Consider the following 13082-nt stretch of genomic DNA (forward strand, 5'->3'; position numbering starts at 1 on the left):
CACCACCTTCGCCTCCGCCGCCGCGCCCGCCCCCACCTCCAGCGACTTCAACGCCGACGGCTACACGGACCTGGCCGTCGGCGTTCCGGACGCCACGGTCGACGGCAGGACCAAGGCCGGATACGTCAACGTCGTGTGGGGCGGCCCCGATGGCCTCGGCTCCCATGGCAACACCCGCGTCAGCCAGGCGAGAACCGGCGTCCCCGGCGTCCCGGAGTCGGGCGACCGCTTCGGCGCCGCCGTGGCCGTGGCCGACGCGGACGGCGACGGCGTCGCCGACCTGGTGATCGGCGCCCCCGGCGAGGACGTCACCGGCTCGGGCACGAACGCGGGCACCGTGGCCGTACTGCGGGGCGTGAAGGGCGGCCTGGGCACGGCCACCACGGCGGCGGGCGGTCCGTCGGCGTCGGCGGCGTACGGAAAGTCCCTGGCCGCGGCCGACCTGACGGGCGACGGCAGGACCGACCTGGCGATCGGCGCGACGGACAAGGTGGTCCTGGCGCCGAAGGGCGGCACCCGCTCCACCGTCTTCACCGGCCCGATGGGCGGCCGCGCCCCCGTCCTGACCACCGGCGACTTCACCAACGACGGCACGGCGGACCTGGCGGTCGGCTACTGGACGATGAACCAGCCGTTCACCCAGTCGCACGTACGCCTGTGGAGCTGGGACCCCGCGGAGTCCGGCCTCGCCAACATCTGGAACACCGACAACGCCGGCGTCTCCGCGCTCGCCTCCGGCGACTTCGACGGCGACGGGTACGACGACCTGGCCCTCGGCGAGTGCCGGGAGATCGCAGACGAGAACATCGACGACCCGTGCGGCCCGCAGGAGTACGCGAAGGGCGGCGGCATCCACGTCCACTACGGCGCCGCCTCGGGCTTCGGCGCACGGCGGCAGACCCTCAACCAGGACACGGTCGGCGTGTACGGCCGTGCCGAGGACGGCGACCGCTTCGGCGCCTCCCTCGCCGTACTCGACTGGAACGGCGACGGCCGCGACGACCTGATCGCGGGCGCCCCCGGCGAGGCGATCGGCGACCGGGCGGGCGCGGGCGCGGCCACGCTGCTGCTGAGCCACGCCGGCGGACTGGTCGACCCGTTCGGCGAGGCGACCTCGGTGGCGTACAACCAGGGCACCCCGAAGATCCCGGGCCTCGCGGAGGCGGGCGACGCCTTCGGCGCGGCCGTGGCGACCGGTGACTACGATCACAACGGCGAACCGGACACGGTGATCGGCGCTCCGGGAGAGAACGCGAAGTCGGGCGGGATCTGGGTCCTCCCGGGCACATCGGCCGAAGGCTCCTACGCCCTCACTCCCACCCGTCTGGGCCTCCCCTCCCCGTCAACGGCACTCTCCTACGGCCAAACCCTGAACAGCCACTGAGTCAGCCCCCATTCGGCCCTTAGGGGATGTCACAGCTCGGCAGCAATGCCGGGCCGTTGCCCCATGCCCAGTACGTCACACTCCGGGAGCAGGTACGTTCGAAGACGTGGCTGGATTCAGGATCGGACGCGGCCGGAACAACGGCGCTCCTCAAGCGCGACCGCACAACCCTCCGTACGGACAGGGACAGCAGGCCCCCCGGGGCGGCCCGTCGTACGGCTACCCGCAGGCGCCGCAGCAACCTCAGTACGGCGGCGGTCAGCCGTACGGCGGCCAGGGCGGCCCCGGCGGCCAGTCGGGCTGGCCGCAGACGGGCGGCGGGCACCATGGGAACCACGGAAACCATGGGAACCACGGCGAGCCGGAGTACTTCGGTGACGGTGGCCATGGCCACCCCCAGGCACACGACCCGTACGCGGCCAACAACCCGGGGCACACCCAGGCGTTCACGGTCGGCGACGAACCGTACAGCCAGGGCGACACCTACCACGCCGGCCAGGCTTCGGCCCCGCCGGCGGGCCCGCGCCTGCACTGGAAGGAGCTGCTGCGCGGCATCGTGATGTCGCCCGGTCGCACCTTCCTCGTGATGCGCGACTACACGATGTGGGCCCCCGCCCTCATCGTCACCTTCCTCTACGGCCTGCTCGCCGTCTTCGGCTTCGACACGGCCCGCGAGGACGCGATCAACGCGACGCTGTCCAACGCGATCCCGATCGTCCTGACGACGGCGGTCGCGATGGTCGTGAGCTTCTTCATCCTGGGCGTGGTCACCCACACCCTGGCCCGCCAGCTCGGTGGCAACGGCGCCTGGCAGCCCACGGCCGGCCTCTCCATGCTGATCATGTCCATCACGGACGCACCGCGCCTGGTGGTCGCCATGTTCGCGGGCGGCGACGCCTCCTTCGTCCAGATCCTCGGCTGGGCCACCTGGGTCGCCGCGGGCGCCCTGCTGACCCTCATGGTCTCCAAGTCCCACGACCTCCCCTGGCCGAAGGCACTGGGCGCCTCGGCGATCCAGCTGGTGGCGATCCTGTCGCTCATCAAGCTGGGGACGTTCTAGTACGTCCGGCAGGCCGTGCGAAGGGGCTCACAGCAGACCGCTGTGAGCCCCTTCCTCATGCGCGTGTCCTCATACCCGTGTCCTGCGTGTGCCCGCATGCGCGTGTCCTGCGTGTGCCCGCATGCGCGTGTCCTGCGTGTGTCCTGATGCGCGTGCGGCGCTCTCGGCAGCCCCGGGCACCGCACTCGGTGTCACTGTCCGGCGCCGCTCCGACCACCGGCGCCGTCCCCCGACGTCCTCCCCAGTACGGCCTTGTTCGCCGCCCTGGCCACCAGCCAGACACCTGTGACGGTCGCCAGCGCGTACAGAACTCCCAGGCCGCCGATCACCGCGAGCTTCCACACGGCCATACCGGCCGAGAGTTCGTCGATCAGCTCTCCCAGCATCACCAGCACCACCCCCAGGAGAGTGGCGGCGATCAGGAAGACCCCGAAGACGACGATCATGTTGCTGGTGTTGCTCAGCCTGTCCACGGCGGTCTGGGTGTCGGTGATCCGACGCTCCATCTCCGTGTGGTTGTTCTCGACCTTCCGCTCCGTCTCGGAGATCCGCTCGTCGATCCGGCGGCGCTCGCTCTCCACCTCGGAGCGAAGGTCCTTGACGTTCCTGAAGTAGGACAGCCCACCGTCTTCCGCGTGGTGGTCCGCTCGGAAGAGTCTGCTCAGATGATCGAAACCCAGATTGACGACGGGCTTCTCCTGAACGCGCTCGACATCGAAGAACTGCAGATACGCGATGGTGTCGCCCTTCCGCATGGTGATGCTGTCGGGCCCGACGTTCGCCACGATGAAGTAAAGGCGCTCATCGCGCTTCGGCGTCCAGATCCCGCTTTCCTCGTCACGCTCCCGGCCGTAGCCGGGGTGGACCGCCGATCCATGGAGGACGAGCAACCCCCTGGCCGCAAGGCCGAATTTGTCACCGATGGTGGCCGTGATATCGAAATCGAACGAGAACTTCTCGATCGTGGATATGAGAGCGGTGTCTCCCGGCGCGAGTGTGAATTCTGGCACAACATTGTCGCCCCTGATCGCCGTGTACCTGGAATCACCAGGACGGTCGGGGATAACAAGGAGATCATCGCCGAGCCGAACAGAGTATCCGGCTCCGAGCAGCTTCTCTCCGCTCCATGACCCCGCCCGGAAGATACGCTCCGAAGTCTCCAGCTCCTTGAGGAGATCCTGTTGCGAGAGAAGGCAGCCCGGACGCAGTTCACGCCGATCGTTCTCAGAAACCATCTTTATGTCTTCCCCTCAACCCCTCAGCCCTAAGCGCGACACCCTACGGGGAAGCCGCCTTCCACGGAAGGAGTTTGACGGTGCCACAGATCACTGATCGGCGTCAGCGACCGCCCGCCGTATCGAGCGGTGCCAGCTGTATCGAGGGGTGCCCGGCCGTATCGAGCAGTGCGCCGAGGAGCCGCCCCCCGCGAGCCCCGCCGAGACGTGAGCGTGCCCGTCGCGGGATGTTCACTCTCGTCTCGATCCACCCCACCCGGCCAACGGCTACCATCGAGTGGTTGCCTATAGGGTGAGGGCAGGCAAAATGATCTTGATGAGCACGAATGTGAGGCCATGAGCAGCATGCCCAGCAGCTTCGAGCGCCGCGACCGGACCAGTAGCCTGATCCAAGAGGAACCATTCTTCGGAAAAGGTCTCTTCGCGGACGAGTCCAATTTCGAGATGCGTTTCGTCGAGAAGTACGAGCGCATCACGGACATAGTGGAGGCGCTCCGTGTTCTAGGAATGCGGGTCGTCCTGACGAGTGGCTCGTTCGACATCATCCACGAAGGCCACTCGATGTATCTCGAAGCGGCAAGGAAGTTCGGCGACTTCCTTATCGTCGGCCTCGACAGTGACGAGAAGATCCGGCTGCGCAAGGGCCGCAATCGTCCGGCGGTACCGGAGATGGAACGCCTCCGTATGGTCACCCACCAGCGGGGGGTCGGCCTCGTCACCCTGAAGCAGACCGAACACCCCCGCTGGAGCCTGATCGAAGCCGTCCGTCCGGATGTGCTCGTGGCCACGGCGGACACCTACAAACCTGACGAGATCACTGAGCTCCAGAAGAACTACTGTGGACGAGTCGAAGTGCTGGAGCGCATGGCGACAGTCAGCACGTCGGCACGGCTACGGCGAATCCAGCTGGGAATAAGCGACATGGGCGAAGGGGGCTCGGCCGGCATTCCAGAGGCTGGGGTTCCGGAGAGCCAGTCCACGGGCAAGCCCTGCTAGAAGGACCGGGAATGCCTCTGAAGCAGACGATTCTGTACCTGCCCGTAGTGCACGCCGGGTACGAAGCGTTCCTGTCCCGTCATGCGGACTCGGATGAGATTCTGATTCTGGGCAGCGGGTTCGCGAGTGTCTTCCGAAGCCTCACCAAGGAGATCCGGGCGCTGAGCCCGGAACGTGCGGTCGAATACGTGCGCATGATCGCCCATGGGCCTCGTGTGCGGTTGATCGAGCCGGCGGACATCCCGGACGCCGTCTTCGGCGATGTCGTCGTGTTGCCCGACGAAGAAATAATGCACACGCTGGCCGGTATGCCGGACTTCCCGTCCAAGGTCACCTGCCACTTCGACTCCACATTCCTGCGCTGGGACCGGGAATGGAGTCGTGCGGGAAAGCCCGCCCACTTCGACGGCAGTGTTTCGCGTGCCGTCCTGGACCGGACCTTCCTGGACCAGGCACGAAGAGAATCACAGCGCAGCTCGGACTGGTGGCGCCAGGTGGGCGCCGTGGCGGCGCGAAACGGCCAGGTACTCAAGGCGTCCTACAACCATCACCACCCGACCGAGTACGCGCCCTATATCGACGGCGATCCGAGGAACGAGTTCAGCCGAGGAGTACGGCCGGATCTTTCCACGGCCATTCACGCGGAGGCGTCCCTGGTCGCCCGGGCCGCGCGCGACGGCCTGAGTCTGGCCGGTGCGGATCTGTACGTGAGCACGTTCCCCTGCCCCTCCTGTGCACGGATCGTGGTCGAGGCAGGGTTCAGGCGGTGCTTCTTCGCGGGTCCGTACTCGATGCTCGACGGTGAGACCATCCTCCGCGCGGGAGACATCGAGCTGATCTGGGTCGACATGGAACCCGAGCCTGTCATCGGTGCGGAGACGAGCTGAGCTTCATCCGGATCGGCGTGAACTCATCGGCTGGGGACTCCTCGCCTTCGCCGACCAGCACATGGACATGCAGGTGCCGTATGGTCCCGCCTGTGTACCTGCAGTCCCCGTTGCGTACACCCAGGCCATAGTGATCCAAAGCGTATTCACGTTTCACAGATGCCAGGACTTCCCAGAAGTCATCACGGGCTTCTGCACACAGGTCGACAAAATCGGTGACGTGCCGCTTCGGGATCAGCAGCAGATGCAGCCGGGCTCCCGCGTACGGGAACTCATTCGGCGTGACAATCCACTCCTCGGTTTCCCAGAGAATCTTCTGCTTCTCGTGCCGACGGATCACGTCCGGGCAGAAGAGGCAGATCCCCAGGCCGTCGAGGCGCCGCATCTCTGCCGCCTGCTCGGCAGTGCGAGCATTGCCGAAGTAGTACAGGCTCACGCCTTCTCCCTTTCGAACTGCAGGAACGAGTGGGCAAATGCCGAGTGACCGGCGGGCCCATCAAGCTCCGACGTGAGCGCGAAACCCTTCAACCATTCCGGTGGCATTCTGCTGTCGCCTTCCACGTGCGCGTGCACACGAGTCAGGTAGATCCGGTCGATGGTGGGGAGTGCCTGCGTGTAGATCGACGCCCCGCCGATCACAAAGACTTCGCTCTTCCCCGCGGATTCCTCCAGCTCCACAGCCAGCGACAGGGCAGAGGGAACCGAAGGCCGCCAATGGACATCGGATGACGCCGAGGGGGTCGACCGGCTTACCACCACGCTCGTGCGACCGGGGAGAGGTCCTCCCAGGCGCGCGACGATGGATTCGTGTGTGAGCCGCCCCAGGACCACGACATGCCCCTGGGTCAGCCTTTTGAAGTGGCGCAGATCCCCGGGGATGTGCCAGGGCAGATCCCCCTCACGTCCGATGACGTCGTTCTCCGAAGCGGCTACGATCAAGGACCTGATCACGTCGCCACCGGAATGGAGCCGATCGCCGGGTGGGGGTCGTAGTCCGACAGATCGAAGTGTTCCCCTCGGAATCCATGGATGTCGGTCACCCCTAGCCCCTGCTCATTGAGCGTTACCGTGGGCAGTCGGCGCGGTTCCCTGTCCAGCATCAGCTTTACGCTGTCCACCTGGTCTTCATAGATATGCGCATCCGAGATGGTGTGGTAATAGCGGGCTGCCGGGATACCCGACAGATGCTCCAGCATAAGGAGAAGAGCAGCGTATTGGATCATGTTGGAAGGAACGCCCACCGGAACGTCCCCTGAGCGCTGGAACATGTGCAGATGGAGGCGTCCGTCGATCACTCGGACATGGACCCATCCATGGCACGGAGAAATGGTGGTCTGCGGGACCTTGCCCTCGCCCCGAATCTGGTACTGAGGAATCCAGGGGCTGACGAAGTGTGTACGGTCGCCCGGAAGCTCGATCAGCTGCTCGACAAGGTGCTTGAACTGATCGAATCCCTTGCCCTCGCTGGTGGGGAAACTGGCGAAGGCTCCACCGTAGGATCCGGGGCCCAGATCTCCCGGGGGCAGCCCACGTCGCGACGTCTTCGCTTCACTCGCCCACGGGTCCCACCAGTCGCACCCGAATTCAGCCAGTTCATCAAGAGTGGTCGCCCCGTTGATGAAGGCGCACAGTTCCCCGATGGGCTTGCGCCAGAACCTGGCCACACTCCGGTCCGTGATGACCGGAAACCCGTTCGCAAGATCGAACTGCATGGTCTGCTGCATGAGAGTGAGGGCACGGGGGCCCTGACGCGTGGGCACCGGGGCGCCATGTTCCAGAACAGCGCTCAGGATCGTGCGGTACTGCGAATCCGGTTCACGCTCAGCATATGCAACGTACTGCAAAAGTCTTCCGTTCCTTGCCTTGAGAAGGTCTGAGGCCCGTGAGGCGACATCACGCCGGCGGTCGGAGATCCGGCGCTCACTGAACTGCTCTCGTCACACGGCTCTCAGACGAGGTCCTTCACATCGACTCGCAGGGCGAACGCGATCTCTCGCAGAAGGGTCAGGCTGAGATTGTTCAGCCGATCACTGCTCTGCTCCCACTCCTTCAGCTGCCCCACGCTGAAGGCGTTCGGGATCCTGGTCGATTCCGTGACCTGCTGGTGGGTCATTCCCCGCTGTATGCGAAGCTCGCGGATCCGGGTACCCACGTGATGGCTCTCGAGATCCTGTATGACCTTCTTGCGCTGCAGCAGTGTGGATTTCAATTCGACTATCACCTGGTCAAGCTGCTCCTTGAGCTCTGCCAGGGAATCGTACCGCACGAGATGGAGCGGTCCCGGAATACCGGTGACCATGCGACTCAGCCTCGTTGTGAGATGGGCGACCACCACAATGGGGACGATCGCTTCCTGAGCGAAGACGATTTCCTGTCCCGCGCCGGTGCTGGGGTGATGGGCAAGATAGATGAGAAGGTCGGACCCGATGACCCGATGGCGATCCATCCGGAACACTTCCACGTCCGGAACGGTGCTGTGGTGAACCGGATCCGTCACCTTCCGGGGCTCGTAGAGCCGAACACCGTTGCGGGCGCAGACCTCAGCGACCGCATCCGAAACCTCAAACAACTGATCCCGCTCGCTGGAATTCAATCCGGTGAGAGCAGATGCAAGATATGCGTCAAGGGGATAGCAGTTCGCCTCTTGGACAATTGAAGGCGGGTGATCAGGAAGGGGCATGGGTGGAATTCCATCGTGTTGTACTGTGGTGGGCCGCCCCAGCCTACTCTGCCCTACTCTGCACAAGGGCACGCGGCCGTAACTCCTTCTGCTCGGCTACCGAGGGAGCGTGGGACCCGGATAGATCTTCCGGAGGTAAGGAGCCGGCGAGCTCCCAATAGCGCCCGGAGACACGTCCGGAGAATGCGCAGCACCGCAGGTCACCCGGCCTGCAGGCTCGCCTCTTCCGCGGCCGTCAGTTCCACGCGGACCACTCGACAATCCACCGGGGAGCCCCGCGGCTGTCACAGCACGGACGACGTGGCGGCATGCTCCGCGCACACAGCCCACCAGCTGTCGCCGCCGGCATCCGTGACGAGGACACTCCACTTTGCGGGGTTGGGGCATGGCGCGGCCCAGGCGCACTCGCCCCGCGCGGACGCACTGTCGGACTTGTGGTGGCTCGCGTCCCACGCACACATACGCTGAAGCTCCATGGCCCAAAGTGAAGCGGAAGCACGACCAACACCGCTACCGGCGTGCCGAATGCCTGCCGGTTCCGGCGGGGAGATGAGGAGATGTCGTCTCCTAAAAGTCGACGACTTTCCACTCAGCTCCTCGTACCGTCGCACCCGGCACGAGTCCCTGCAGGTCAGAGCGCTTCTTCGGAAGGAGTGACCGGCTCCCCCGCCCTACGCACCACCGGCAGGACACTCCACGGGAAGTTGATCCACTGATCCGTCCGCTTCCAGACGTACTCGCACTTCACCAGCGACTGCGGCTTCTCGTAGATGACGGCGGACCGCACCTCGGCGACGGTCTTGAGACAGAAGTCATGGACGAGCCTGATCGTCTTGCCCGTGTCCGCCACGTCGTCCGCGATGAGCACCTTCTTGTCGGAGAAGTCGATGGCGTTGGGCACCGGCGCGAGCATGACGGGCATGTCGAGGGTGGTCCCCACACCCGTGTAGAACTCCACGTTCACGAGGTGGATGTTCTTGCAGTCGAGCGCATAGGCGAGCCCACCCGCGACGAAGACACCCCCACGGGCGATGGAGAGGATGACGTCGGGCTCGTACCCGTCGTCGGCGATGGCCTGGGCGAGCTCGCGAACGGCGACACCGAACGCCTCGTACGTGAGGTTCTCACGCGTCTGGGACATGCTCACGCCCTCAAACCCTGGTCCGAGGGAAGCTGAGGTGCGACCTGGAGGCGGCCGACCCGGGGACGGAGAACGAACGGCTCGTCCCCCTCGGTCTCGCCGAGCCCTGTCGGATCCGCCGGCTCGATGGACGGATCGGCATGCCGGTACCGGCGATTCTCGAACGCCGGAACATCCCCTCGAGCCGCACGTCGGCACTCGACGGCCGCGCCATGCCTTCTTCGTACGGATCGATCCGTCCCCGACCGGCGTCGATCCCGGCCCGGAGACCCTTGTCTGAGAGAAGCACGCCCCGAGAATACGCAAGGCGCGCGGACCGCCCAGAATCAGGACGGCCCACGCGCCTGCTCACTCCTTCACTGCCGCGCTATCTACCGCTTCTCCAGCTCCACCGGCACGACGCTGCGCAACCGGGCACACCGCGGACAGCGGATCAACCGGCCGGGGCCGAGTCGCTCGGCCTGCTGCATCGGGAACGAAGATGCGCTGAACACGTGCCCATCGGCACAGCGGACGACGGTGCGTTCCATCAAGTCCTAGAGTCCCTTCCCCAAAGAGCCGCGTCTGGCTGTTGATGACCTGACGACAAAGCCACATTACGGGATGAAAGGGACGACCCTCCAGGCGGCACTCCGCCCCGGCGCGGGCCCTCTTCCCTACCCTCACCGTACGCCCCAACTCCCGCCGGACGCAGCCCCGCCCACCCCCCGGAACAGACACGGACCCCAACGGCTTCAGCACCGGGGGCCCGACATGAGGTAGAGTAACGGAGCGTTCCGACACCGGTTCCGACCGGCGTCTTACGCGGGTGTAGTTTAATGGTAGAACATCAGCTTCCCAAGCTGAGAGCGCGAGTTCGATTCTCGTCACCCGCTCCACGACTAAGGCCCAGGTCAGAGACCCGGGCCTTTTTGCTGTCCGTCGTGATCAGCGGTCGCGTGCCAGATTCGTGCCAGAACGTTGATCGCCTGGGTCGGCTGTCTCTTCTTCTGGCACGGCCGCAGCTTCCTGTGCTCGCCTCTGCGCTTCCTGGCGTGCCTTGCGTACGGTCGCGTCGAGCCCGGCAGCCACCTCCTGCTGCCGCTCGTCGTCGGAGTGCTGATAGATCAGCGCCGCCTTCTCCGATGACTGGCCAGCGCGGACCATCGTGTCCTTGAGCGTGGCGCCGGAGCGCGTGGAGAGGGTGTGCCCGGTGTGCCGAAGATCGTAGAACCGGAAGCCCTCGGGCATGCCGACGATCTCCCGCGCCTTCCGCCACCTCCGCCCGAAGGTGCTGCGCCGGAAGGGAGCGCCCTTCTCGCCGACAAAGAGCAGCCCATCGGGGCCCGGCTCGGCATAGCTCTCCAGGTGCCAGCGGAGCTCCCGGTGGAGGAAGGCGGGAAAAATCACAGTCCGGGTTCCGGCCTCCGACTTGGTGTCGCCCTGGACGCGCCGCCCGTTCATCCGTTCCGGCTCGGCGAGACGAACGCGAACGCGCAGGTTGTCGAGGTCGACGTCCCGGCGACGGAGGCCGGCCAGCTCTTCCGGCCGCATCGGACCGTACGCGCCGAGGTAGACCATGAGCCGCCACCTCATCCCCACGGCGTTGGCGAGCGCGTCGACCTGGGCGACGGTGGCGATGCGCCGCTCGGCAGCCTTCTCCTTACCGGCGCCCTTGATCCGGCACGGGTTGCGCGTGATCAGCTCGTCGTCCACGGCCGTCTCCATGATGGCCTTGAGGAGCCGGTATGCCTTGGCGGTGATCGTCTTGGCGCCTGTGGTGCGTAACCGATCGGCCCGCCACTCGCGGACGCGCGGAGCAGTGATCTCGTCCAAGTCCAACTCGGCGAGGGGAAACAGGTGCTTGTCGAGGAGGTAGCGGTAGAGATCCTGGGACAGTGGCGCCAACTCCCGTTCCTCCACCCACTTGTCCGCGTAGGCACGGAAGCTCACGGCCCCGGCCTCCGGGTCACGCCACTCGCCACGACGGATCTCCGTCTGCTTTTCAGCAAGCCAGTCGTCCGCGTCCGCCGTGGTCTCGAAGGTGACGGGAGCCGGGCGCATCACGCCGTCAGGCCCCGGGTAGCGCCTGGTAGCGGCCGGAGGGAAGCCGCCTGATCGCCCCGAAACGGCGCCGCCTGCCTTTGCTGTTGGCCATCAGGCAGCAGCCCTTCCGTAACGAGCACGAGGCCGCCGCAGCGGCTCCACCGTGCGTGCAGCGATGTACTCCTGAACCGCGCTCTCCGGGATGCGGACGTACCGGCCGACCTTCACGTACCGGATCCGCCGCTCCTCGATGAGCCGCCGAGGAAAGCGGGTGGTCGTGCCCAGCAGCTCGGCGACCTGGTCGACGGACAGACAGCGGTCGTTCATGCGGTCGGCTCTCCTTCCGTTCCGGGGGCGGGTTCAAGGGATGCGGCAAGCCACTGCTCACCGGCGCTGAGGCCGGTTCCGGCGAAGACCCAGTGGGCTAGGACGAGGGTGGTTCCGCCGTCCTGCGGAGTGGGTGGTGCGGCTTGTGCGCGGCGCCATTCGGCGCGTGCGTCGCGCAGGGCGCCGAGGGTGGTGGAGTAGCGGCGGGACTTGGTGGAGAAGTGGCCGCGGAAGCCGAGCATGTGGGCCCAGGCCCGCAGGCGGAGGTCTGCCAGCTCGGGGCGTGCGCCGAGGGTCCAGGCGGTGCGGATCATGCGGCGGGCATGGTCGGTGATCCGGGCCTGTGCCAGCTCGGCAAGGAAGCGGATCGGCCGGTCCAGGGTGCCTGTCGCGGTCTCGGCGCCCTTGGTGGCGTACTTGGCGATGTACGCGGCTACGGCACGCTCGGTCAGTTCCTGGCCGCCGTCGAAGTCGGTCGAGCGGATGGTCCGGACGTCGAGCTGGCGGCCGAAGGCGAAGGTGTGAGCGCGGCCGTCGACCTCCGGTCCGTTGACGCGAGCGGCGGTGGCGGCGGAGCGGATCGCGTCGGTCAGCAGCTCGGCCGTTGCCCAGGCGGGAGGGGCGGTGTCGCCTCCCGCCGGACCGTCGATGCGGATGACCGCGTGGAAGTGGACGGCGCCCCGCTTCTGGTACTCGGCGACCTTGGCGAAGGACACACGCGCGTGGTGGCGGAAAGCGCGCTGAGTGAGTCCGGCCAGCTTGGCGACCTCACGGCGCAGGTAGATGGAGAAGCGCCGCCACAGGGCCCCGGCGTGTGCGTTCCAGAGCACGGCCGCTTCGTAGTCGTACGTGTCCGGGTCGAGGGGTGTGCCCAGGGCGGGGTCCGTTTCGTCGTGGCGGGTGCCGCAGCGGCAGGGCCGCCCGCTGGAGGGGCGGTTGTGGACCGGGCCGAAGCTCGGGGCGGTGAAGGTGGCGAAGACGCGCGGGGGCGTGGCGACCTGTTCGGGGGTGCCCTTGCCGCCGCGCAGTCCGGCGGTGATCAGGTGGTAGGTGTCGCGGCGGTATGTCTCGGCGCAGGCTGCACAGCGGGTGGCGCGGCGGTTGTTGCAGCGGACGAGGAGTTGACCGGCGGGGAGGGTGGCGGAGTCCAGGTGACGCAGGACTCGGCCGATCTCACCGGTCGTCTGGTTGACCTCGTACTCGGTGCGGTGGCCGTCGAGGCGTACAGGGCTGGTGCAGCCACCCAGGCCGGAGAGTTGGCGGGCCAGCTCGGGCATGGTGCCGAGAGAGGCCAGCATGGAGAGTTCCGCCAGCGGGGGCGGAGTCTGCCGGGTGATGATGGTCGTT

At 66.5% G+C, this 13082-nt stretch carries 12 protein-coding genes, 1 tRNA gene and 1 pseudogene; 5 read left to right on the forward strand and 9 right to left on the reverse strand.

What is annotated here, in order from left to right; all coding sequences use genetic code 11:
• Both FNH04_RS13405 and FNH04_RS13410 read left to right on the forward strand, forming a co-directional pair.
• On the forward strand, window positions 1–1384 hold a 1384-nt coding region (locus FNH04_RS13405), incomplete at its 5' end, for an FG-GAP and VCBS repeat-containing protein (protein WP_152783782.1).
• Between the two features lie 106 nt (window positions 1385–1490).
• Window positions 1491–2444: a Yip1 family protein gene (locus FNH04_RS13410; protein ID WP_322723005.1), complete on the forward strand. Its 954-nt coding sequence runs from the start codon at window positions 1491–1493 to the stop codon at window positions 2442–2444.
• A 191-nt stretch (window positions 2445–2635) separates the two neighbouring features.
• Here the strand turns inward: FNH04_RS13410 and FNH04_RS13415 are convergent, their stop codons facing one another.
• The gene (locus tag FNH04_RS13415) at window positions 2636–3679 is read right to left on the reverse strand and encodes a dCTP deaminase domain-containing protein (protein ID WP_152783784.1); all 1044 of its coding nucleotides are present in this window, start codon (window positions 3677–3679) and stop codon (window positions 2636–2638) included.
• A 336-nt stretch (window positions 3680–4015) separates the two neighbouring features.
• On the opposite strand from FNH04_RS13415, the gene FNH04_RS13420 reads away from it, so the two are divergent.
• Window positions 4016–4675, forward strand: coding sequence for an adenylyltransferase/cytidyltransferase family protein (locus FNH04_RS13420; RefSeq protein ID WP_152783786.1), 660 nt, complete (start codon window positions 4016–4018; stop codon window positions 4673–4675).
• Window positions 4676–4686: 11 nt separating this feature from the next.
• Complete coding sequence (locus FNH04_RS13425; RefSeq protein ID WP_228031341.1) at window positions 4687–5562, forward strand: deoxycytidylate deaminase; 876 nt, start codon at window positions 4687–4689, stop codon at window positions 5560–5562.
• Here the strand turns inward: FNH04_RS13425 and FNH04_RS13430 are convergent.
• The 5 genes from FNH04_RS13430 to FNH04_RS13450 form a co-directional block, all read right to left on the reverse strand.
• Window positions 5540–5998 (reverse strand): HIT family protein, encoded by a 459-nt coding sequence (locus FNH04_RS13430; protein WP_322723006.1) that lies wholly within the window; start codon window positions 5996–5998, stop codon window positions 5540–5542. The genes FNH04_RS13425 and FNH04_RS13430 overlap by 23 nt on opposite strands.
• Window positions 5995–6501: a dihydrofolate reductase gene (locus FNH04_RS13435; protein WP_152783788.1), complete on the reverse strand. Its 507-nt coding sequence runs from the start codon at window positions 6499–6501 to the stop codon at window positions 5995–5997. The genes FNH04_RS13430 and FNH04_RS13435 overlap by 4 nt, the downstream gene beginning before the upstream one ends.
• Before the next feature lie 8 nt (window positions 6502–6509).
• On the reverse strand, window positions 6510–7406 hold the full coding sequence (thyA, locus tag FNH04_RS13440; RefSeq protein ID WP_152783790.1) for a thymidylate synthase: 897 nt from the start codon (window positions 7404–7406) through the stop codon (window positions 6510–6512).
• Between the two features lie 104 nt (window positions 7407–7510).
• Window positions 7511–8242, reverse strand: coding sequence for a helix-turn-helix domain-containing protein (locus FNH04_RS13445; RefSeq protein WP_152783792.1), 732 nt, complete (start codon window positions 8240–8242; stop codon window positions 7511–7513).
• 631 nt (window positions 8243–8873) lie between these two features.
• The gene (locus FNH04_RS13450) at window positions 8874–9383 is read right to left on the reverse strand and encodes a phosphoribosyltransferase (RefSeq protein ID WP_152783794.1); all 510 of its coding nucleotides are present in this window, start codon (window positions 9381–9383) and stop codon (window positions 8874–8876) included.
• An 804-nt stretch (window positions 9384–10187) separates the two neighbouring features.
• Between FNH04_RS13450 and FNH04_RS13455 the strand changes: the two genes are divergently transcribed.
• Window positions 10188–10261: transfer RNA gene (locus FNH04_RS13455), tRNA-Gly, on the forward strand.
• A 49-nt stretch (window positions 10262–10310) separates the two neighbouring features.
• On the opposite strand, the pseudogene FNH04_RS13460 reads toward FNH04_RS13455, so the two are convergent.
• From FNH04_RS13460 to FNH04_RS13470, 3 genes and pseudogenes are all read right to left on the reverse strand, one after another.
• A pseudogene (locus tag FNH04_RS13460) lies at window positions 10311–11520 on the reverse strand (tyrosine-type recombinase/integrase).
• The gene (locus tag FNH04_RS13465; protein ID WP_152783796.1) at window positions 11520–11735 is read right to left on the reverse strand and encodes an excisionase family DNA-binding protein; all 216 of its coding nucleotides are present in this window, start codon (window positions 11733–11735) and stop codon (window positions 11520–11522) included. Before FNH04_RS13465 ends, FNH04_RS13460 begins: the two are co-directional and overlap by 1 nt.
• Window positions 11732–13033, reverse strand: a complete 1302-nt coding sequence (locus FNH04_RS13470) for a replication initiator (protein ID WP_152783798.1) — start codon at window positions 13031–13033, stop codon at window positions 11732–11734. The genes FNH04_RS13465 and FNH04_RS13470 overlap by 4 nt, the downstream gene beginning before the upstream one ends.
• Between the last annotated feature and the right edge of the window lie 49 nt (window positions 13034–13082).

It is taken from the genome of Streptomyces phyllanthi, assembly GCF_009377205.1.
Classification (GTDB): Bacteria; Actinomycetota; Actinomycetes; order Streptomycetales; family Streptomycetaceae; genus Streptomyces; species Streptomyces phyllanthi.